This window comes from Paenibacillus sp. J22TS3 (assembly GCF_018403205.1).
Lineage (GTDB): Bacteria > Bacillota > Bacilli > Paenibacillales > Paenibacillaceae > Fontibacillus > Fontibacillus tuaregi.
In genome coordinates, this window is the sequence record NZ_BOSF01000001.1 from 755629 (window position 1) to 778386 (window position 22758).

The following is a 22758-nucleotide window of genomic DNA, read 5'->3' on the forward strand; positions in this document are numbered from 1 at the left end:
CCAGCAGATTTAACCACTATTCAGCCTTGTATATTGTAGCACAGCGGGAAAGAAGCCGTCCATGAACGATAGGATTTTCCTTCGCTAAAACCCCAGGCTTCTGCACAACCTACAGGAAAGCGAAAATTCTCAACATGTGTATGCGGAAAGGAGAATCCCTATGTCTCATCTAAGCAGTGAACAGCTTCAGCAACTGGAGCACCGATTACGGGAACAGCGGGAGGACATTGAGACCCGTCTCGCCTATAATGAGCACTATGGCATGGCCGCCACCACCCGGGAGAACATAGACGAATTATCTTTTTACGACAATCATCCGGGTGATTTGGGAACAGAAGTATTCGAGCGCGGCAAGGATTTGGCTCTAGCCGAACACAGCGAGCTTCTGCTTGACCGTGTTGATGCAGCGCTCGAGAGAATACAGGACGGCAGCTATGGCACCTGTATTACCTGCGGACAGCCTATATCCTACGAGCGTTTAAACGCGGTGCCTGAGACAGCTTACTGCATCGAGCATACCCCACAGCGGGAGGTTTCCAGCAAACGTCCGATCGAAGAAGAATTTCTGTACCCGCCGTTTGGCCGGACCAGTATGGACGAACATGATGACCAGAACGGGTTTGATGGGGAAGACGCCTGGCAAATCGTCGAGAGCTTTGGAACCTCCAACAGTCCGGCCATGGCAGAAGATAATGAAATTGATGATTATAACGACATGGAAATCGAAGCGTCAAATGAGCTGGATGGGTTCGCAGAGCCTTATGAAAGCTTTGTTGCCACAGATATTACCGGCACCCAAGTGTTCTTTTACCGCAACGGGGTATACCGCAAACATATGAGCAGCACCCGTCATTTGGAGTCCGAGGATTCGCTGGGCACGGGCTCTAACGAGTATTAAGCTCAAGCTGCCGCTGGACAATTCTGACGATGTCCGCAATGTAATCCCCAACAATCGGCAGGTTTAATGCGCCAAGCACCTGAAGGAAGTAAATGATGGTTGCCGCAAAAAAAGTAAATCCAACGGCAATTCCGATGCCCCGTGAGGTGCCAGACAGTATATTTAACCAAATCAGTCTCCAGGGCCTGACCATAAGCTGGGTGTATTCCATAATTCTCGACTTCTCCAACTCATGGGACCAGAACAAGGTGAGCTTATACATCGCATTTATCTTCTCATCCATCGTTCCATTCAGCACAGAAGCTTCAGGTGGGACCTGTGTGCGTGCATTTAGAGCTTTTACTGTCCTGTCTTCTTTCACCCTCTTACGGTGTATCATTGACCTGTTCCGCCCTTTCATGATGCAGCTCAATCGCTAACTATATAAAACAAACTTTAAAAATTAACCTCTCTCAGCGGAGAGGCCGAGTGATTCTGAAGAAGCGGAGCGTCCGCCTCTGTCTCCGAAATGCCCCTACTTGGATATCTAGTTCAAGCATTTCGGAGACAACAGCGGCCTTAAAGAACACTCGGCATCGCAGCGCCCCATAAGGTAACCTTTATAAGTTCGTTTTATATAAATCAGCATTCATTCAAAATACAAACGAGCCCGCCCTTCTCCCAACAGGAGAAAGGCTAAAGCTCGTTTGTTATTTTTGCTATTTAGTATGGCCCCGGAAACAGGGTCCCATCCTATATTTTTTACTATGCAATATAAACGCCAATCTGCTTCGTGCCCAGATCAATCTTCTCGGACTGTTCATGTGCGCCAAAAGTTACCTCGGTAACCAGGACATTCTCTCTCAGCACATGTTCAAATGCGGTGATTGCGGACTTCAGCTCATCGTCTACTTCAAGCGTAAGCTGTACCCGCTTTTCAATCGGCAGGTCCAGCTTTTTGCGGGTATCTTGAACCGCGCGTACGACCTCGCGCACCCAGCCCTCCTGCTCCAGCTCCGGCGTAATCTCTGTATTCAGGGCAACGGTGATGCCATAGCCTGATGCGGATGCAAATCCAGGCTTCGCCTGCTTCTCGATCAGAAGCTCGTCAGCGGTAATTTCAAGCTCCTCACCTTCTGGAGAGGTGATGTTCAGCACGCCGCTTTCGACGATCCGGCGGGTATCCTCGGCAGCCAAGCCTTTAAGATAGCCTTGAAGGAATCCGATATTCTTTCCGTACTTCTTACCGGCGAGTTTTAAATTCATCTTCAAGGTGAAATCAACGAACCCGCTGTCGCTTTGCTCAAGCTCGATACGCTTCACGTTGATCTCTTCTTTGATGATCTCCTCATAATCCGCAACTTCAAACGCATGATCAATCGAAATGATCAGTTCGGAGAGAGGCTGACGCGTCTTGATGCCTGTCTCATTACGCACGTTACGGGCAAGCTCCACAATTTGACGGGCACTCTCCATATCCTGCTCCAGCTGCTTATCGATCAGGGACTCATCCGCCTTCGGATAGTCGGCCAGATGAACACTCTCCAGCTCTCCGCTAAGATTGGTGTAAATATCTTCGGAGAGGAGCGGTGTATACGGCGCGGTTAACTTGGCCATAGTGACCAGAACATGGGTCAAGGTCTGATAAGCGCTCAGCTTATCTTCACTAAGTCCGCTTCCCCAGAACCGGTCACGCGAGCGGCGGATATACCAGTTGCTCAGCTCATCCACGAACTGCTCGATCGCTTTGGCCGGATTCAGGAAGTCATTGACCGACAAGCCCTTATCCACAATCAGGATCAGGCTGTTCAGACGGGACAGAATCCATTTGTCCAGCTTGTTCTCAGAAGCGCGATGCGGATGCTCCTCCGGACGATAACCATCGATGTTCGCATACAGGGTAAGGAACGCATGGGTGTTAACCAGAGTATCCACGACCTTGGATTTGGCCTCGGCCACAATCCCCTTGGAGAACCGTTTACTATTCCAAGGCGCGCTGTCCGACAGAAGCGCCCAGCGGAACGCATCGGTGCCATACTCTTCGATGATGTCCCAAGGATCGATGACATTGCCTTTCGACTTGGACATCTTCTGCCCGTTCTCATCCAAGATGTGTCCCGTTGCAATCACCGCCTTATAAGGTGCTTTGCCCGTAAACAAGGTGGACACTGCAAGCAGGCTGTAGAACCAGCCGCGGGTCTGGTCAATTCCCTCACAGATCATGTCTGCTGGATACTGCTCCGAAAATTCCTGTTCATTCTCAAAAGGATAATGCTGCTGGGCGAATGGCATCGAGCCGCTGTCGAACCAGACGTCAATAACCTCAGGTGTCCGTGTCATCACTCCATCTTCATGGAATGGGGACTTCAGTTTAATCTCATCCACATACGGCTTATGAAGCTCAATGTCTTCTGGCACCTCGCCGATGGCATGCTCACGCAGCTCAGCAATGCTTGCAGGCGCGAACTCCTTGCCAGTCTTATCGCAGACCCAAACATTAAGCGGTGTACCCCAATACCGGTTCCGGCTGATGTTCCAGTCTACGAGATCCTCCAGGAACTTACCGAAACGGCCCTCGCGGACGTGTCCTGGATACCAGTCAACACTGTTATTGTTGGCGATCAACTGATCCTTCACCGCAGTGGTTTTGATGAACCAGCTGTCCATGGCGTAATAGAGCAGCGGCGATTTACATCTCCAGCAGAACGGATAGCTGTGCTCATACTTCTCTTTGCTGAACAAGAGACCTCGCTCCGACAGCAGCTTCACGATATCCAAATCACAGTCCTTCACGAATCTTCCCGCTAGATCAGTCACCACATCTGTATATCTGCCCTGAAGATTTACGACGCTGATAAATTCAATACCATGCTCACGGCACGTACGGTAGTCATCCTCACCATGTGCCGGAGCCAAGTGAACGATCCCCGTACCACTGGAATCGGTAACGAAACCGGCTCCCACAACAACGAGACCATTCTTAGGGTGAATATAGTCAAACGGAGCTTTATAGCTCTTGCCGACCAGCTCAGCACCTTTTAGTGTAGAAAGAACTTCATATCCACCTTTAAACAAGCCTTCCGCGAGGCTTTTAGCCACAATATAAACTTCCCCATCCTGTTTCACACGCACATAATCGAGCTCTGGATTTACAGCCAGTGCGGTGTTGGCCGGAAGTGTCCACGGTGTTGTCGTCCAGGCCAGAATGTACTCATCCTGATCCACCAGCTTGAATTTGGCCGTCGCACTAAGATCCTTTACGTCCTCATAGCCCTGGGCCACCTCGTGAGAGCTGAGTGTGGTCTGGCAGTCCGGACAATACGGGCTTACGCGATGTCCCCGGTAGAGAAGACCCTTCTTGTGAATGGTGGACAAAATATTCCATACGCTCTCAATATAACTATTCTTCAGCGTGATGTATGGATTATCCAGATCTGTCCAGTAACCGATTGCTTCGGTCAGCTCTCTCCACTGCTTCTCGTATTCAAATACACTTGCCTTACATTTCTTGACGAATTCCTCAACCCCATAGTTCTCGATCTCCTGCTTGCCGGAGATGCCCAGCTGCTTCTCCACGCCAAGCTCAACTGGAAGACCGTGCGTGTCCCAGCCCGCTTTACGGACTACACGGTACCCGTTCATCGTCTGATAACGGCCGATAAAGTCCTTAATTACTCTACCTAATACGTGCCCGATATGAGGCTTCCCGTTTGCTGTTGGAGGACCTTCATAGAATACATAGTTTGGTCTGCCTTCCCGGTTCTCAATCGTTTTACGGAACGTGTCCTCACTGTTCCATTTCGCCAAAATCCGTTTTTCCCGTGCGCGGGCTTTTTCTTTCACATCTACTTTTTGCATGACCGACGCTTCCTTTCCTGAACAAAATACGAATTAAAGACAACAAAAAAAGCCCATCCCTAAAGGGACGAGGCTTGATCTCGCGTTACCACCCTTGTTCCAACCTTACTTCGGCATGCGAAGGAAGATTGACAACTTAGTCCCATACTGAATCATATGGGGCCGGGATAACGGTCGGCTGCCGGTACAGCTTAGCATTTCCGGAAGCTACAAATTCCGAAAACTTCAGCTTAACTTCTCCGGGAGGATATTCCGTCTGGGTCCTGAACATCGGCTTTCAGCAAAATGCCGACTCTCTGGGGATCAAGGGCGCAGCGTACTGGTTCCCATCATCAAAAGCTTGATTATACAGTTTCATTGCATATATTTATACCTGTTTTGACCCGGAATGTCAACCTGGGCAAGCGTTTAATAAGCTTCGCGGACCTCGCGCTCAGGCAGACTGGCTGCCTCCTCCTCCAGCGACTCCCAACCGTCTTGGCTGAGCAGCTCAAGCTGGGCTTCAACCAAAACACGGAAACGGGCACGGTAGACGGATGCCTGCTTCTTAAGCTCCTCAACTTCGAGTGCTACCTTGCGGGATTTACTGAGGGATTCGTTAATAATCCGGTCTGCGTTCTTCTCTGCTTCTTTTATAATAAGCTGAGCTTCCTTCTTCGCGTTAGTCCGAACCTCATCCGCCGCCTCCTGGGCAACGATGATCGTCTTGCTCAGCGACTCTTCAATATTGGCGAAATGGTCCAGCTTCTCCTGCACCGTTAGCAGCTGGTTCTGAAGATCCTTGTTCTCCCGAATGACGCTCTCATAATCCTTAATAATCTGATCAAGGAACTCATTCACCTCATCTTCATCATAGCCGCGAAGACGCCTAGAGAACTCCTTATTATGTATATCCAGCGGCGTTAATGGCATGCTGCGCACCTCCCAAAAATTTTAAGCAACAAAAGGCAGAAGTCTGGCCTATACTTATTTTATCGTAATCCAATTCGACAGAATGAAGAGAAATCCTGCTGCACTACACAAATTTACCGATTTTTACGCGATATCTACCTTTTTTTGTCACGCCGTCCAACTCAAGAATTTTGAACCGGCCAAAACCTTGCAGGGATACAACGTCCCCCTCCTGCAGCGATTTGGAAGGATCTTCCTCAGTCCGCCAATTAACCCGGCAGCGGCCGGCTTTGATTGGAATCAGCACCTTGCTGCGGCTGAGCCTGAATGCATCGCTTACAATCCCGTCCAACCTCAAGGAAGCCACCGTCAAATCCAGCGGCTCCAGCTTCTGGGCTGCAATCCGGAGCTGATCCAAATCCTTGATTTCCGTGTAGACATTCACCCGGTGAACCTGCCTTAGATGGGTACTTAAATATTCAGCAGTCTCTTCAGCTACTATAACATTGCAACCGTCTTCAAGTACATGAATATCTCCAATCTTGTCCCTTTTTAATCCAAGGGATAGAAGTGCTCCCATATAATCTCCATGTTCCAGGCTGTCCAGCTTTTGATCCAAAGAACTGATGACCAGAACTTTAAGCTTCATCGATTCTGTGGAGAGATCACGATAATCCGGGGCAACAAGAGCTCGTACCCGCTCAGCTCCTTCGTAACCTCCGTCCAGACGTACGGCCACATCGGGATGACGTCTCGCCAGCGAATCCAAGATGAAGATTTGACGGGGGTCCAAAAAATCAGTCAGCTTGACTTCATGGTAATCCCCTGCGCCAACCACCCATTCCCAGGCCCGGTCAACAAACATCCGTTCTTCGGGTCTAAAATGTGCGTAAATTTCCGTCTTCATTTTATCTGTTTCCTGTCAGATATCCAACCACACTGCTTAGACCCACAGCGGCAAGCCTCAGTACGAACAAGGCCACAATCGGGGAGATATCAATCATCCCCATAATTGGGGGAATGAACCGCCGAAACGGCGCCAGGAAAGGCTCCACCAGCTTACCGAGTAAATCACCAATAAAACTTTCTCTAATATTAGGTACCCATGACATCAGAATGTAGATGATAATCATGTACATATAAATTTGGTACAGCGCAAATATAATCGTATCGAAACTGCTCAAACTCCGGTCACCTCATTCTGTTATAGTCTTGTTCGTCGGCCAAAATTTCAGTAATGGAGCCCTGAATTTCGACCGTATCCGGGGTGCACAGAAAGATGTTCCCGCCAATTTTGGAAATGTTCCCACTTAGCGCATACACCGTGCCGCTCAGAAAATCAATAATCCGCAGCGCCTGATCATTGCGGACACGCTGCAGATTGACCACAACCGCGCGGTGGGAACGCAGATGGTCTGCAATCTCCTGGGCTTCATCGTAAGAGCGGGGCTCATTCAAGATCAGCTTCACATTTTTCTGGGAATGAATGCTAACTACATTGCTTCCCCTTTGGTTTCTACGTGCTTCGATGCTCGGAGTTTCATGTTCAGATTCTTCAGGGTCCACAAGCTTCTCCCGTTCCACTATTTCTTCTTCCTCCTGAAGGCCAAAGAAATTCATAAATTTATTCATGACGCCCATCAACTCTCCTCTCCTTTACCCACTAATAGGGTTCCAAGGCGAAGCCATGTCGCCCCTTCTTCCACCGCCACCTCGAAATCATTGGACATTCCCATGGATAAATGGGTTATCGGCTCGTCCGTTAACGACTTAAGATTGAGCTCATCACGAAGCTCTCTAAGGCCTCTGAAGATGGGACGCGTATCCTCGGGATCTCCCTCGAAAGGAGCCATGGTCATCAGACCAATCACCTTAACATGGGGGAAGCCGCGTATTTCCTTCAGGAATCCTTCCACGTCACCAGGCGCAAGTCCATGCTTGGTCTCCTCTCCAGATATATTAACCTGGACAAAGGTATAAATAACCGTATCTGCTGCGGCGGCCTTCTTCTCCAGCTCCTTCGCCAGCGAGAGACGGTCAAGCGAATGAACGTACTGGAACTTACCAATTACGTCCTTGACTTTGTTGGTCTGCAGATGGCCAATGAAATGCCAGGTGCCTTGGCCGTCCATCGCCTCCCATTTGGGTAAGGCAACCTGCAGACGATTCTCGCCGATATGGTGTAGCCCGCTTTCAAGCACCGCTAAGGTTGCTTCAAGGGAGACATATTTGGTCACTGCAACGATGTTAATATCCTCAGGCTGCCTTCCGCTTCGTTCGCAAGCCTGTCTGATTCGCTGGTTCACCAGCTCAATCCGCTCTTGAAGACCCATAGAAGGATCACCTCTCCTTCATGCCAATCCAGCTGGCCATTCTTCCTGTTGTTCCGTTTTCCTTGCGGTAAGAGAAGAACAAGTTGCTGCGGCAGCTTGTACAATAAGATGTACATTCGATATGACTCGGCAAAATTCCTGCTTTAATCATAATGATTCGATTCAGTTCTTTCAAGTTCAGCATGCTCCGGTCCGGAATGGTTGAAGGAGCAGCCACCTGATCCAGTCCCGATCCTGCCCCCTCGGGCACGATATCCCTCACCTTGGACATCACATATTCATCTACCTCATAACAGCAAGCCCCGATGGAAGGGCCGATCGCTGTGCGGATGTGCTGGGGCTCACTGCCGTACTCGCTTGCCATAGCTTGGATCGTTTCCCACGCAATCTGGCTAACGGTGCCTTTCCAGCCCGCATGAGCAAGTCCCACCGCCCTGTTAACCGGGTCAAAGAAGTACAGCGGAACACAATCCGCATAAAAAGACGTAAGCATAATGCCGGGCACATTCGTGATCAACCCGTCGGTAGACTGAAAAGCACTGGATCGGTCCGCCCTTCCCTTCCCACGGTCTTTCTCTGTAACTACACTAACCCGGACATCATGAACCTGCTCCCCACAAGTCCATGCCTCGAAAGAAAAGCCGGCTGCTTCTGCTAATTTGGCACGGTTTGCCGCAACTACAGCGGGGTTATCCCCCACATGGAGGGCCAGGTTCAGACTGCTGTAATGCCCTTCCCCAGCCCCACCGCCTCGCCCTGAGAACCCGGCACTCAAACCGGGGAAAGCATCCTCCCAGGATTGAATCGTCAGGCGCTCGGGTTCTCCGTCATTTATATTTACCCTAACAAACGGTTCCATATCCATATCCTCCTAACACCTCAGGTACCTTTACCAGTGTACCATATGAACCGGCCTTCTTATCTTAAAAAGCCGATAATTTATGCAAATCACCCGTTTGCTGCATATTATATGCTTCGGCGGCCTTCATGCCGATCATGTTCAATATATATCGTGTTATCCTGCTCCGGGGGCTTGATCCTGTTCTCATCCAGCTTCACAAGTACCACATCAGAGCCGATCTTGACAATGTTCCGCCACGGGATAACCATATCATTTCCGCCTCCAAATAAGCCCATAAACTTGCTGTAGCCCGGAACGACAATAGCTTCAATGAGCCCCTGCCGCAGGTCTAGCTCAAGATCGCTGATCTGACCGAGCCTTTTGCCGTCTATCACATTGATCACGTCTTTCGTCTGGAAATCGGAGATCTTCACCAATCTTCTCTCCTCCTCATCATTAAAGTTCGCTGTGGTCCACTGCCAGGCGGCTCATCCATCCTTGTCTGTTCAATAATTATATGAGGGCGGTCAGCAAAAAATAAGGCCATATCACAAAAAAAGACGGTCCCCATCGGGCCGTCATGATTTCACATGCTTTTGCATCTGTAGGATAGCGGACTTCTCCAGTCTGGACACCTGGGCCTGAGAAATGCCAATCTCATCGGCAACCTCCATTTGGGTCTTGCCTTCAAAGAAACGCATCGAAAGGATCATTTTCTCGCGCCGGTTCAGCTTGTGCATCGCTTCCCTGAGAGCAATCTCCTCAATCCAGGACACATCTTTGTTCTTGTCGTCGCTGATCTGATCCATTACATAGATCGGGTCCCCACCGTCGTGATAAATCGGCTCGAAGAGGGACACCGGGTCCTGAATCGCATCTAGGGCGAATACCACGTCCTCCTTCGGGATATTCAGCGCTTCGGAAATCTCAAGCACGGTCGGTTCCCTGGAATTCCGGTTCGTCAAGCTGTCCCTCATCTGAAGCGCCTTATATGCGATATCCCGCAGAGACCTGGAGACCCGAATCGGATTGTTATCACGAAGATAACGGCGGATCTCGCCGATGATCATCGGGACCGCATAGGTCGAGAACTTCACATTTTGCGACAGATCAAAATTATCAATAGCTTTCATTAGTCCAATACAACCGACTTGGAACAAATCGTCCACATACTCTCCCCGATTGTTAAACCGCTGGATGACGCTAAGCACGAGTCTTAAATTCCCATTCACTAACTTTTCTCTTGCTGCTCGCACGTGGTCTTGTTGTAAAGAGTGGAATAATTCACGCATTTCCGAATTCGTTAGAACAGGCAGCTTTGCAGTATCAACACCGCAAATCTCGACTTTGTTTCGTGTCATCGTGTCTTACCTCCCAAGGATACAGATCTTGCTGCCTTCCGGCTCTTCGCGCCTGAAGCTGATCTGCCGTGAAACTAATGTTCATTATCTCCGAGGGATGTATTTTTATTCCTGCTGCTCAGATCTATACCATTTTATTAAACTCCTTGCGAAGACGTTTGATAATCCGCTTCTCAAGTCTGGAAATATAGGATTGGGAGATTCCAAGCAGGTCTGCAACGTCTTTCTGGGTCTTTTCTTCTCCATCGGTCAAGCCAAAACGAAGCTCCATGATCATACGTTCCCGTTCGCTTAATTTATCAAGCGCCTTATGAAGAAGCTTGCGGTCAACCTGCTCTTCGATATTCCGGTAGATGGTGTCATTCTCGGTGCCCAGAACATCCGAGAGCAGAAGCTCATTCCCATCCCAATCAATGTTCAAGGGTTCATCAAAAGACACTTCTGAGCGGATTTTGCTGTTACGCCGCAAGTACATTAATATTTCGTTTTCAATACAGCGGGACGCATAGGTGGCCAGCTTAATCTTTTTCTCAGGATCGAATGTGTTAACCGCCTTGATGAGTCCAATGGCTCCGATCGACACCAAATCCTCAATGTTGATCCCCGTATTCTCGAATTTGCGGGCGATATAGACAACCAGTCTGAGATTACGTTCAATCAGCATGGCGCGGATGGCCGCATCACCTGTTGAGAGCTTCTGCAGCAGGAACTCCTCTTCCTCCCGGGTTAGCGGTGGAGGCAGGGCCTCGCTGCCGCCAATATAATAGATTTCTTCACTTTTCATCCCGAGCAGGAACAAGAACCGGTAGTACTGCAGCTGCAGCGTCAATTTCCACTTTACAAGCATGATTGAACCCTCCTATATCACGTTAACCGTTGCTTTATCTCCGTCACTCCCATGTTCTGTCAGTGCCGGGTGAATAATTGCCTGATAGGCGCCTTCTGACGACAGTTTTCCTGCATCAAACCCTACCAGCACCCTGTGTGTCGAAGTCAATTGGCCTGCCACCTTAACTTGGACTTCATCGGGTTTCAAGGCAATCATAAACTGTGATCCCTTGTTAATCCCCCGATAGGGCACCAGCCTGAGCCTCTCTCTCCATAGGAACCGGTCATCCTCGCTAAGCTCCATAATAAGGTTGTCCGCTCCTCCGCTGCGGATTTTGGCAGCCCAGCCTTCCGGAAGATACTCATCCCACAGCGAGGTCTCCATGACCATTACAGGCATGCGTGTCAAAGGATCTGTCAGCTGATTGCCGGTATCAACCAGCCCTGTGCAGGTTACACTTTGCTCCCCGATGCGGACGGTTACTTCTCCCAGATAGGAGCTGAGCTGAAGCTGTCTTTGCCTGGAGGCTTGCACCAGCCTGAATCCAATCAGAACACCAAAGAAGACAACCAGGATGAACACAGCTCCTATCTTCAGCTCGAAGCTGGCTCCACCGGTAGCCGAATACCACATCCCGTTCCATACTTCCCCTGAAGTCTGCAGCAGATAGTGAACACCCAGAATCCCCCCGGCAGCCACGAAGTTAACGATATAAAAGGCGCCCATATTCCGCAGATAGGTTTGCAGACTTCCAAAACCGAATGCCACAAACAACATCACAACAGAGAATAGAAACTTTGTCAGGAATGTATACAAAAAAGAAAGCTGAGGCAGAAACATCATAAGCACATAGGCTGCACCAATTCCAGCCGCAGCCGCCAGCCGCCATACCCTTATCCTCAGCTTCCTCATCCACGCTGTAACCCCAAGCAGGGCTGCATCGATGATCAGGTTCATCAGAAAAATAAGATCAATATAAACAACCACAGCTTCACCTGCCAATTTCCATAGGTTTAGTGAATATCATTTGTAACCTAATGGAAATACTACAGAGCATAGTCTCTTAAACGCGGGGGAGATGCTACCAGTATAAAGAGATCAAGATATGAAGTCTGTCTAATAATGCGCGCGGAGTTCAACTTTTTTTGTCGACCTTGCGGGGAAAATCTCTATATAAAAAAAGCCCGCCCACCGCGGAAACGGTGAACAGGCTTTAGTATCGGGGGAAAGCAATTTCTGAATTAGTCGTTGTTATTACGGCGATTCCGCAAAAATGTTGGAATATCCAGCTGATCCCCGCTTGGTTGGTTCCCGAACGGTCTCAGGTTATTCGTACGGCTCTCTTGGGATTCAGGAGCCGATACGGGAGGCTTGCGAACAGGTTGGGACGGAGCAGCCTTATGTTCGAAGCCCGTCGCAATTACGGTAACTTTGATTTCTTCTTTCATATTCTCATCAATAATCGCACCGAAAATCATATTCACTTCAGGATCTGAAGCGGAGATGACAATTTCAGCAGCTTCATTGACTTCATATAGCGATAGATTAGATCCGCCGGTAATATTCATAATTACACCGCGGGCCCCCTCAATCGTAGTTTCCAGCAGTGGGCTCATAATCGCCTTGCGTGCAGCCTCGGCAGCACGGTTCTCGCCGGTAGCCAGACCAATACCCATCAGGGCCGATCCGCGTTCCGTCATGATCGTCTTGACATCCGCAAAGTCAAGGTTAATCAATCCCGGTACGGCGATAAGGTCGGAAATACCTTGAACGGCCTGACGGAGAACATTATCTGCCTCCCGGAAAGCTTCAAGCATCGGAGTCTTCTTGTCCACCATCTCAAGCAGGCGGTCATTCGGAATCACGATCAGTGTATCCACTTTCTCTTTCAAGCCTTCAATACCGAGCTCGGCATGTGATGAACGCTTGCGTCCCTCGAAGGTGAACGGCCGTGTAACCACGCCGACAGTCAACGCTCCGCATTCTCTGGCGATTTCAGCGATAACAGGTGCAGCACCTGTTCCTGTTCCCCCGCCCATTCCAGCGGTGACAAACACCATATCTGCACCCTTCAGGGTGTTAGCAATCAATTCTCTGGATTCCTCAGCAGCCTTCTTACCGACTTCCGGATTAGCTCCGGCCCCAAGACCGCGGGTCAGCTTGTCCCCGATCTGAAGTCTGTGTTCGGACTTAGCCAGATGCAGCGCCTGAGCGTCTGTGTTCACCGTGATGAACTCAACACCCTGCACTCCATTCTCGATCATACGGTTCACGGCGTTGCTTCCGCCGCCGCCTACACCGATGACTTTTATTTTTGCCATACTCTCCATTTCAAAATCAAATTCCAACATACTCTTCCATCTCCCCCTCAGTGTGCGTGGATGGCCCGTCCATCACTAGGTCCAGTTATATAAATTCCTTAAAGATATTTTTGATGCTTCCCCAAATGCCCCCGCTCTTCGGTGCAGATTCTTGAGCAGCCGGTGCGGATTTGGGAGCCTTCGCCGGCTTCTTGTTGCCGGTACTGCGGATTCGGAAGTTACGAATCACATTATACAGGATTCCTACGCCGCTTGTGAAACCCGGGTCTCTCACCCCGATATAGTCCGGTACAGCAATTCTAACCGAAGCGGCCAATTCATTCTGCGCCACTTGCAGCAGCCCAGGCATGGAGACCGTCCCCCCCGTTAGTATATAACCCCCCGGAAGCTCAGTGTAACCGAGCCGTTTCACTTCCTGACGGATCAGATGGAAGATTTCCTGTACTCTCGGCTCTGCAATAGCAGCCAAATCTACTTGAGTAAATTCCTTGTCCACATTGCTTCCAATGCGGGTTACTTTGAACCTTACATCTTCCTCGGCATCTTCCATAAGCGCGCATCCATATTTCAGCTTCACTTTCTCAGCCTGATCAGTCAAGGTTCTAAGCCCATAGGCAATATCATTGGTAATGAACTCCCCGCCTATAGGAAGTGTGGAAGTTGCGGCAATTGTGCCCTCCTGATACACAGCAATTGTGGTTGATCCAGCCCCGATATCCACAAGCACGGAGCCCATAGTCTTCTCATCCTTAGATAAAGCCAGCTGTCCGGCTCCGAGTGACAGAAGCACCAGATCGGTAACCTTAAGTCCCGCCTTCTCTACACAACGAAGAAGATTATGTATCGCTGTCTTAGCGCCAGTGATAATCGTAGCCTCCACCTCAAGGCGGACTCCGATCATACCGCGCGGATCTTGAATTCCCTCCAAACCATCAACTACATACTGCTTAGCCACCACATCAATAATTTCCCGTTCCGGTGGAAGAGCAATGACTTCCGCGGCCTTCATGACCCGCTCAATGTCCTCTTCCCCGATTTCACGATCCTCGTTCGATACAGCCACGACACCGTGACTTGATTGAAGTCCGATATGATTCCCCGAAATACCGACGTACACTTCCGATATTTGAATTCCCACCATGCGCTCAGCATGATCGACCGCACTCTTGATCGACTGCACAGTCTGGTCAATATCTACAATTGCGCCTTTACGGATTCCTTCCGAATCGGCAGATCCAACCCCAATAATATTAAAGGTTCCATTCGAGATTTCCCCAATAATAGCACGAACTTTGGATGTACCGATGTCCAAACTAACAATGATGTCATTGTTGCTCAAGCCCCTGGCACCTCCTGTTTTCCTGAAAATTAATATGAGAGCGATATACAACTCTCTACTTATTCAACGTGTTTTATACTTTCCCTCTTTTTTCTACAAATTTTTTAATTGCCAACATTTACTTATAGCCTGATCCGACAAGGTTTTTCCAGGTTTTTCTCAGAGCAGACTCTCGCAAAAATAATAAGAAAAAAGAGGGAGATTGTTAACAAGCTCATAAATTATATTTTATCATTGTTTGTCACTGATTAGTAGTGTCTTTTTGCTGCTCGTCCTTATCACCCGAAGACGGAAAGGCTGAGTATGAATTAGCCTCCAGCATGGTGAGTGTACCCGGCTGCTGGGAATCAATGACAGACCCCAGATACTCTATTTTCTCGGGTAAAAGAGAGATCGCGGTAATGACCTCAAAGTGGGAGCTTGTATACATTTTGATCCGGTCCGGGTAAGCCGCCGTTGGTGACGGAACGATCTCCGAGATATCCGTAGTCAGATTATCCGGAATCTTGCCCAGTGCAAGACACAGACTCTTTAGGTTGGCATCCCCCTTCTTCCATCCGGAAAGGAGAGGCTTCTCCACGGCAATACTGCCTGTCTTGGCGGGTACTTCCGCACCGCTCGCCAAATAAGCAAGAAGACTGCCGTCTTTGTTCAACGTATATCCCACAGCACGGTATTCCTTGATCTTAATCAGCACAAGACCGGGGAACTGCTTCTCCACCGTCACCTTTTCGATAGAAGGGATTAAAGACAACCGCTGCTGTACCTCGCTCTCGCTAATTCCGAAATAAGAGGCACCGATCTGAATCCCAGCCTGCTTCAGCAATTCGGGGTTCGTCGTATACGTATTGCCGGAGAAACGAATTTCTGAAATTTTACTGATTTGTGACCGGAAGAACAACACCCCTGCCAGGACAACAAACAGCAGAAGCAGAATGGCAACCACCTTACGGCTTGTCTTCATTTTAGGTTTGGCGTTCTTCAGGACAGGTACATTTGCTTTTGGCATCGTCACTTCTCCATAAAGCCTGATAGCCCCTCCGGATCGGAGGGGACGACCTAGGCGTTAATCAGGCAAAATCAAGCTGCTTCAGCGCCGGGCTCTCTCTGTGCATACTCGCCCCCAGGCGCTGAAACATATTCTCTATGCGGTCATAACCACGGTCAATGTGATGAACCTGCTCAACCACGGTCTTCCCGTGCGCTGCAAGACCAGCAATCACAAGCGCGGCGCCAGCTCTAAGGTCAGTGGCTTCCACAGTGGCTCCATAAAGCCTCGATACGCCCCGGATATAAGCGGAGGTATGGTTGACCGAGATATCCGCACCCATCCGTACAAGCTCATCCACATGTTTGAACCTGCCTTCGAATACGGTCTCCCGCATCATGCTCGCCCCGTCGGCCAGAGACAACAGCACCATAACTTGGGACTGAAGATCCGTAGGAAAGGCCGGGTAGGGTGAGGTCACGATACTTTCAACGGCTTTAGGTCTGCCAAGGCTGCTGACATTTATTATATCATTGCAAGCCCCTATTTGAACACCAGCACGCCTCAGCACATGGATCAGAGAGACCAAATGGGAAGGATTGCAATGGGTGAGAGTTACAGTCCCGCGGGTCGCGGCTGCAGCAATCAGAGCAGTGCCCGCTACAATCCGGTCAGGGATGATCTCGTATTCGCACGGGAACAGCTGCTGAACCCCGCGAATCCTGATCGTATCCGTTCCCGCCCCCATGATGCTTGCTCCCATCTGATTAAGGAAATTCTGCAGATCCTGAATCTCCGGTTCGCGCGCCGCGTTCGTAATGATCGTGGTTCCTTCTGCAAGAACGGCAGCCATCATAATATTCTCGGTCGCACCAACGCTTGGGAAGTCCAGATGAATGTCTGCACCCACCAGTTTGCTGGCCCGGCACCAGATTTGCTCATCGCTCTCTTCAATCTCCGCACCAAGCGCCTTGAGGCCGTTCAGATGAAGATCGATCTTACGCTCTCCAATGGCACATCCCCCGGGCTGGTACACACATACCTCACCGAACTTAGCCAGAAGCGGCCCCATCAGGAATATGGAAGATCTCATCAGCTTCATTAAGTCTTCCGGCACTTGGCAGGAGTCTGTCCCGCTTGAATCGACCACCACGGTGTCCCCTTTGTGAATCGTACTGCAGCCCAACCGGTTCAATATGCGCAGCATAACATCAATATCAAGCAGCCGCGGCACATTTCGGAGCTGAACCTTGCCTCCGGACAGCAGGCTTGCCGCCAGAATCGGCAGTGCGGCATTTTTCGCTCCATGGATACGAATGGCTCCTGATAGGGGTTTCCCGCCTTCAATCACCAATTTGTCCAATGTATCACCTCCGAGTTTACCGCTCACCCACGCAGAACACTTCCGGAATCAACTTCACCTCGAACTTAGAGGCAACCACGGTTTGGATATGGTGCATTAGGGTGAGAACGTCCTCTGCTGTCGCTTGCCCGGTGTTTACAATGAAATTGGCGTGCATTTCAGATACCTGGGCGCCGCCCTGTCTATAGCCTTTGAGGCCTGCGGCTTCAATAAGCCTTGCCGCGTGATCTCCCGGCGGGTTGCGGAACACGCTTCCTGCACAAGGCTGCTGAAGCGGCTGGGTCTGTCTTCTGCGGTCTTTGTACGCTGCCATCGAGGCTGCAATAGCCGAACGGTCCCCTTCGATCAGCTGAAAGACCGCATTGACCACAATTCCGCTTCGTTCATGAAGAACCGAATGCCGATAGGCGAATTCCATCTGATCCGCATTGTAGTTAACCAATTCCCCTGTATCCAGAACAATCTCAGCGGATTTGAATATGCGTGACACATCAGACCCATGTGCTCCAGCGTTCATATACACCGCACCCCCCACTGTGCCGGGTATACCTGAAGCGAATTCCATTCCGGTCAGGCCCTTCTTTCCGGCCATGATGCTGAGACTGACAAAGCTCGCTCCTCCGCCAGCCTCCACTTCAGTTCCCGAGAACTGCACCTGCTCCAGCCCCTTGCCGAACCGGATCACAGCACCACGGATGCCTTTGTCGGATACCAGCATGTTGGAGCCCTTGCCCACGGGCATCCATGGAATTTTCTCTTCATGCAGGTAACGGATTAAATGCTGAAGCTGCTGCACATTCTCAGGCACAATCACCGCGTCGGCGGGACCCCCGATCTTCCATGTTGTATATTTGGCCATCGGCTCATTCGGCAGCACGCTGCCGACTTCCGCCTCGGAAAGTTTTGAAATCCACTGCTGCATCTTAAATTCCCCCCCTGGTTCGTTACCTTTACAGCCAATGAAAACTTGGATGAATCAAATCAATGCTAAAGCTTCACACCGGCACCCTGGGTTAGATTGTCACGATTATAGAGTATCTTATGTCAGCCTCCCGAGGAGTGTGACACCCGCCCAGAGCCTGGATTTATCTTCGCTTCTGCATAAGACGGCGCATCTCTTCCACTAACAGCTGAGCGGAATCCGGCTTGCCGAGCCTGCGTGAAGCGTTGGACATGGAGACCTGTATGGCGACATCTCTCATGATTTTCTGAATAGCGCCAAACAGGGTCTCTCCAGTTAATGCCGATTCAAGTATAACCTCCGCGGCTCCGGCTTTCTCCAAGGTGCGTGCGTTCTTCTCCTGGTGATTATTCGTAACGTTAGGAGAAGGGATCAGGATAGACGGGATACCCAGGGAGGTAATCTCCGCCAGGAATGAGGCCCCGGCCCGGTTGACGATAAGTGTGGTGCTCGCTAGAACCTCTGGCATGTTGTGCACATAAGGCAGCACCTGAAGACCGCGCGGCAGATTGCCCGTCTTGGCTTTAATCGCCTTCAGCGTGGGTTCATAGTAGTTCTCGCCTGTCACATACACAAACCGGACCTGGTCAAGGGTGTGCAGATAAGGCGCCATTTCTATCATGGCGTCATTAATCGCCTTGGCTCCCCGGCTGCCGCCGACAACGAGCACAATCGGAGTTCCCGGAATAAGACCGAGCGTGGTATATCCCTTGGTCTTGTCCGCCTCGTATACCGTCGTTGCCCGGGGATTCCCGGTGTAAATGATATTTTTAGCCCCGGGAAAAGCGTCTTCCATACCTTCGAAGCTAAGGGCAACAGTACTTGCATATTTGCTTAAGAACCGGTTGGTTAAGCCCGCAACCGCATTCTGTTCATGAATGATGCTCGGAATTCCCAATTTTGCAGCCGCATACACCACCGGTCCGCATACGTATCCACCCGTTCCGACAACCACATCAGGCTTGAACTCCTTCAGCAGCTTCTTTGAAGTGCTGACACCCCGGAGGAAGCGGACCACGGTTTTCAAATTCTCCGCAGACAGCTTACGCCGGAACCCGGTGATATTAATGGCTTCAAAAGGAATATTCTCTTTGGGAACAATGGAGCTCTCCAGCCCCTTCTGTCCTCCGATGTATAAGAATTTCGTATTCGGAAATTCAACAGCACACTGCTTCGCGATCGCGAGCGCAGGATAGATGTGACCTCCTGTGCCCCCTCCGCTAAGTACAACTCGCATTAGGTTCACCTCGAATGACGGGATAAATTAAGTAAAATACCCAATGCCGTCAGCATCAGCGTCAGCGAGGAGCCGCCGTAACTGATGAGAGGCAGGGTTATGCCGGTAACCGGCATCAAGCCAATGACAACTCCAATATTAATGACCACCTGGACGGCAACCATGCCGATAATTCCAACGGCGAGCAGACTGCCGAAGGTGTCCTGTACCGTCATGGCCACCCTCATTCCCCTCCATACCAGAATGGTAAAGAGAAGGAGCACCAGACAACCACCGATAAAGCCGAGTTCTTCGGCCAAAATAGAAAATATAAAGTCCGTCTGCGGCTCAGGCATATAGCTGTACTTCTGCCGGCTCATGCCAAGTCCAAGACCGGCAAGCCCCCCTGGCCCGATGGCGTATAGCGATTGAATGATCTGATAACCCGCCCCAAGCGGATCGGACCAAGGGTCCAGAAAAGCGGTAATCCGCTGAAGACGGTAAGGCGCTGCCAGAATCAGCCCCACAAAGCCGGCGACCCCTGCCAGTGCCAGTCCAAATAAATGCTTAAGCCGTGCTCCCGCTGTAAACACAATGAGCAGCGAAGCCCCCAGCATCACCGTGCCCGTACCCAGATCGGGCTGCATCATGATCAGGCCGAAGGCGAGGGCAATCAGGCCGAGCGGCCTAAGCAGTCCTTTTGCAAAACGGGTAATGTCCATTGTCTCCCGGCTCAGCCAGTCTGACAAGAACAGGATCATGCCCAGCTTCATGAACTCGGAGGGCTGAATCCCGAAAGAACTGATTCCGAGCCAACTTCGCGCTCCCCCGCGCACAACACCAACTCCGGGAATTAACACAATCACGAGAAGGAAAAAACAGATTATAAGCAGCGTTCTCGAATATTTACGTAAGTTCCGGTAATCCAGGTTCATGGTAAAGAACATCGCAATCAAACCCAGCACGGCAAACAGCAGCTGTCTTTTCACAAAATAAAAAGAGTCTCCATAATCGTGAAAAGCAAGCACCGAGCCCGCACTGTATACCATAACCATGCCGATTAACAGCAAAGCCAGAATGCAGATTAATAGCCAAATATCCGGCGCATGGCGCGTCTTGCTCATAGCGGAAGCCACCTCTAACTAGTATAGTAGGGGCTTTTCCACCCCTCTACTAAAGGTTATGCACCGCCTCTTTAAAAATGCGTCCACGCTCTTCATAGGAAGCAAACATGTCCCAGCTGGCACAAGCCGGGGACAACAGCACAATATCCCCAGGCTGGGCAAGCCCCGTTGCTTCCCGAATCGCGGTGTTCAAGGCAGAGGCGGAATCCTCCACAGTATCGACGAGCACGACACGGGTTAATCCCGCAAGCCCGGCCACGCGGCCGATTTTCTCCCGAGTCTCGCCCAAGGCGACCACCGCTTTGACCTTATCTTTGAACACCGGCAGGAGCTCCATATAATCGGAGCCGCGGTCCAGACCTCCAGCGATCAGGACGATAGGTGCATTAAGAGCACGAAGGGCCATAGTTGTCGCCTTGGAGTTGGTAGCTTTGGAGTTGTTGTAGTAGGTTACCCCGTTCTTCTTCTCTACGAATTCAAGCCGGTGCTCCACACCTCGGAACGACATCAGCGGCTCAGCTAATTGATTCGGCTGCGCCCCTGCAGCAATAGCAATGGCTGCAGCTGCCAGCGCATTCTCCACATTAAAGCGGCCGGGCAGGCCGATTTCACTAACATTCACAATCTCATGGGCTGCTCCCTGCGCATCCCGGTAAACCACCATTCGTCTAAGCTCATCCTGAACTTCAGGTATATAAGGCGGGTCCAAATACACTCCTTCTACAAGCTTCTCCGTAATGGAGAACGGGAGCAGCTTTGACTTAACGTAAGGAACCAGCTTCCGGCAGACCGGGTCGTCCCAGTTCAAGACCGCCGTGTCACTTTCGAGCTGATTAGCGAACAGCTTGGCTTTGGAATTCACGTAATCTTCCATATCCCCATGATAGTCCAGATGGGTCTCGGCCACATTAAGCAGACATCCGACTGTAGGCCGGAAATCGGTCGTCCCCTTCAGCTGAAAGCTGCTTAGCTCCACAACCATCCAGTTATCAGATGTAGCGGACGCCGCCGCCTCAGACAGCGGTGTCCCGATGTTCCCGGCCACTATTGGTCGCAGTCCCGCCGCCTCAAGCATTTTCCCTACCCAGGTGGTCGTCGTTGTCTTGCCATTAGATCCTGTAATCCCAATGATAGGGGCTGAGCAAATATGATAAGCGACCTCAACCTCGGTCACGACCTCAATGCCAAGCTCCATCGCTTTCTGAACTGGCCCTACGGAATAAGGTATACCCGGGTTTTTAACCAAAAGAGAGACACCCGGATGGATGAGTCCTTCCGGGTGACCCCCGCATAGAACAGAAATTCCCAAAGCCTCCAATTCGGATGCCTCGGGACACTGATCTCTATCCTTTTTATCATTTACAATGACCTTCGCTCCAAAGGCATGCAAAGTTTTGGCTACCTGAACCCCACTCTTGGCCAGGCCAAGAACTACAACTTCCTGACCTTTGTACGTTTCTGGATGTTTCATTGTCATTACAACCCCTTGTTGAGATAAAGTCCAATAAAGGCAAGTACGAGCCCAGCCGCCCAGAACGAGATAACTACTCTCCATTCGGACCAGCCCGACAGTTCAAAGTGATGGTGAATCGGACTCATTTTGAAGATGCGCTTCCCACGTGTCTTGAATGAGGCCACTTGAAGGACAACCGACAGGAGTTCGATGACAAAGATTCCCCCGATAACCAGGAACAGCAGCTCGCTCTTGGTTACAATCGCAATAGCGGAAATCGCACCGCCTATGCCAAGTGAGCCTGCATCCCCCATGAATACCCGCGCCGGGTGGGCATTAAACACCAGAAAGCCCAGAACGGCTCCGATCATGGCACCGGCACACACCGCTGCTGACAGAGACGTTGCCTGCATCGCCACAACTGCATAGGCACCGAGCGCAATCGCGCTGACCCCGGAGAGCAGTCCGTCAACGCCGTCGGTAAAATTCACCGCATTGGTCACGGCCAGCATCATGATGGTGATAAAGGGATAATAGAATATGCCGCCCCAATCAAAAGAAAGATTTGTGCCCGGAATACCAAGGGCTGTGCTGTGGCCGTTCGAGATCAGCAGAATACATATTATCGCAGAAAACACAAGCTGTCCGATCAGCTTTTGCTTAGCTGTAAGTCCTAAGGAGCGTTTAAATACGATCTTGATATAATCATCCAGGAAGCCGACAAGGCCAAAGCCAAGCGTGGCTACAAGCATAACGTAAAAGTCCGTGTTGATTACTGAGAATTTCATAAAAGCAAGTGTAAAAGCAATCATAATGATAATGCCGCCCATCGTCGGCGTGCCTGCTTTTTTCAAATGGGATTGCGGCCCCTCCGTCCGGACCTGCTGTCCGAATTTCAGCCTGCGCAGAACAGGGATGCAGAGAGGAGCCGCAATGACGGCGAGTATGAAGGAAACGCCTATGGTGAGAAGTACAAGTGAGAAATCCACGGGATCTCCCTCCT

At 50.5% G+C, this 22758-nt stretch carries 22 protein-coding genes and 1 other annotated feature; of the genes, 1 reads left to right on the forward strand and 21 read right to left on the reverse strand.

Annotated elements, in window-relative coordinates; translation table 11 throughout:
• Positions 1–160: 160 nt before the first annotated feature.
• Complete coding sequence (locus KJS63_RS03645; protein WP_213617968.1) at positions 161–898, forward strand: TraR/DksA C4-type zinc finger protein; 738 nt, start codon at positions 161–163, stop codon at positions 896–898.
• Here the strand turns inward: KJS63_RS03645 and KJS63_RS03650 are convergent.
• The 21 genes from KJS63_RS03650 to mraY form a co-directional block, all read right to left on the reverse strand.
• Positions 885–1181 carry a DUF5665 domain-containing protein gene (locus tag KJS63_RS03650; protein WP_082927094.1) on the reverse strand — a complete coding sequence of 99 codons (297 nt, stop codon included), beginning with the start codon at positions 1179–1181 and terminating at the stop codon, positions 885–887. The genes KJS63_RS03645 and KJS63_RS03650 overlap by 14 nt on opposite strands.
• Positions 1182–1642: 461 nt before the next feature.
• Positions 1643–4735, reverse strand: coding sequence for an isoleucine--tRNA ligase (ileS, locus tag KJS63_RS03655; protein ID WP_213617969.1), 3093 nt, complete (start codon positions 4733–4735; stop codon positions 1643–1645).
• 60 nt (positions 4736–4795) lie between these two features.
• Positions 4796–5077: a binding site (T-box leader), on the reverse strand.
• A 66-nt stretch (positions 5078–5143) separates the two neighbouring features.
• Complete coding sequence (locus KJS63_RS03660) at positions 5144–5647, reverse strand: DivIVA domain-containing protein (RefSeq protein ID WP_068616394.1); 504 nt, start codon at positions 5645–5647, stop codon at positions 5144–5146.
• Positions 5648–5750: 103 nt separating this feature from the next.
• Positions 5751–6533, reverse strand: coding sequence for a YlmH family RNA-binding protein (locus KJS63_RS03665; protein ID WP_213617970.1), 783 nt, complete (start codon positions 6531–6533; stop codon positions 5751–5753).
• A gap of 1 nt (position 6534) precedes the next feature.
• Positions 6535–6810, reverse strand: coding sequence for a YggT family protein (locus KJS63_RS03670; protein WP_262363149.1), 276 nt, complete (start codon positions 6808–6810; stop codon positions 6535–6537).
• A 7-nt stretch (positions 6811–6817) separates the two neighbouring features.
• Positions 6818–7267 carry a cell division protein SepF gene (locus tag KJS63_RS03675; protein ID WP_068616389.1) on the reverse strand — a complete coding sequence of 150 codons (450 nt, stop codon included), beginning with the start codon at positions 7265–7267 and terminating at the stop codon, positions 6818–6820.
• Positions 7267–7959 (reverse strand): YggS family pyridoxal phosphate-dependent enzyme, encoded by a 693-nt coding sequence (locus tag KJS63_RS03680; protein ID WP_068616387.1) that lies wholly within the window; start codon positions 7957–7959, stop codon positions 7267–7269. The genes KJS63_RS03675 and KJS63_RS03680 overlap by 1 nt, the downstream gene beginning before the upstream one ends.
• A 7-nt stretch (positions 7960–7966) precedes the next feature.
• The gene (pgeF, locus tag KJS63_RS03685; protein ID WP_213617971.1) at positions 7967–8818 is read right to left on the reverse strand and encodes a peptidoglycan editing factor PgeF; all 852 of its coding nucleotides are present in this window, start codon (positions 8816–8818) and stop codon (positions 7967–7969) included.
• A 107-nt stretch (positions 8819–8925) separates the two neighbouring features.
• Positions 8926–9234: a YlmC/YmxH family sporulation protein gene (locus KJS63_RS03690; RefSeq protein ID WP_213618324.1), complete on the reverse strand. Its 309-nt coding sequence runs from the start codon at positions 9232–9234 to the stop codon at positions 8926–8928.
• A gap of 144 nt (positions 9235–9378) precedes the next feature.
• Positions 9379–10161, reverse strand: a complete 783-nt coding sequence (gene sigG / locus KJS63_RS03695) for an RNA polymerase sporulation sigma factor SigG (RefSeq protein WP_213617972.1) — start codon at positions 10159–10161, stop codon at positions 9379–9381.
• A gap of 124 nt (positions 10162–10285) precedes the next feature.
• Complete coding sequence (gene sigE, locus KJS63_RS03700; RefSeq protein WP_068616380.1) at positions 10286–11008, reverse strand: RNA polymerase sporulation sigma factor SigE; 723 nt, start codon at positions 11006–11008, stop codon at positions 10286–10288.
• Positions 11009–11020: 12 nt separating this feature from the next.
• Positions 11021–11977 (reverse strand): sigma-E processing peptidase SpoIIGA, encoded by a 957-nt coding sequence (gene spoIIGA, locus KJS63_RS03705; protein WP_068616378.1) that lies wholly within the window; start codon positions 11975–11977, stop codon positions 11021–11023.
• Between the two features lie 254 nt (positions 11978–12231).
• The gene (gene ftsZ, locus KJS63_RS03710) at positions 12232–13341 is read right to left on the reverse strand and encodes a cell division protein FtsZ (protein WP_068616375.1); all 1110 of its coding nucleotides are present in this window, start codon (positions 13339–13341) and stop codon (positions 12232–12234) included.
• A gap of 55 nt (positions 13342–13396) precedes the next feature.
• Complete coding sequence (ftsA, locus tag KJS63_RS03715; RefSeq protein WP_068616373.1) at positions 13397–14650, reverse strand: cell division protein FtsA; 1254 nt, start codon at positions 14648–14650, stop codon at positions 13397–13399.
• A 241-nt stretch (positions 14651–14891) separates the two neighbouring features.
• Positions 14892–15659, reverse strand: a complete 768-nt coding sequence (locus KJS63_RS03720) for a cell division protein FtsQ/DivIB (protein WP_213617973.1) — start codon at positions 15657–15659, stop codon at positions 14892–14894.
• 61 nt (positions 15660–15720) lie between these two features.
• Entirely contained in the window at positions 15721–17001 is a 1281-nt protein-coding gene (gene murA, locus KJS63_RS03725; RefSeq protein WP_244862476.1) for a UDP-N-acetylglucosamine 1-carboxyvinyltransferase, read from the reverse strand.
• 16 nt (positions 17002–17017) lie between these two features.
• Positions 17018–17923 (reverse strand): UDP-N-acetylmuramate dehydrogenase, encoded by a 906-nt coding sequence (gene murB / locus KJS63_RS03730; protein ID WP_213617975.1) that lies wholly within the window; start codon positions 17921–17923, stop codon positions 17018–17020.
• A 163-nt stretch (positions 17924–18086) separates the two neighbouring features.
• Positions 18087–19199, reverse strand: a complete 1113-nt coding sequence (murG, locus tag KJS63_RS03735; RefSeq protein ID WP_213617976.1) for an undecaprenyldiphospho-muramoylpentapeptide beta-N-acetylglucosaminyltransferase — start codon at positions 19197–19199, stop codon at positions 18087–18089.
• Positions 19200–19204: 5 nt separating this feature from the next.
• Entirely contained in the window at positions 19205–20302 is a 1098-nt protein-coding gene (gene spoVE / locus KJS63_RS03740; RefSeq protein ID WP_213617977.1) for a stage V sporulation protein E, read from the reverse strand.
• Positions 20303–20351: 49 nt separating this feature from the next.
• The gene (murD, locus tag KJS63_RS03745; RefSeq protein ID WP_213617978.1) at positions 20352–21773 is read right to left on the reverse strand and encodes a UDP-N-acetylmuramoyl-L-alanine--D-glutamate ligase; all 1422 of its coding nucleotides are present in this window, start codon (positions 21771–21773) and stop codon (positions 20352–20354) included.
• A 5-nt stretch (positions 21774–21778) separates the two neighbouring features.
• Positions 21779–22744, reverse strand: a complete 966-nt coding sequence (gene mraY / locus KJS63_RS03750; RefSeq protein ID WP_213617979.1) for a phospho-N-acetylmuramoyl-pentapeptide-transferase — start codon at positions 22742–22744, stop codon at positions 21779–21781.
• Between the last annotated feature and the right edge of the window lie 14 nt (positions 22745–22758).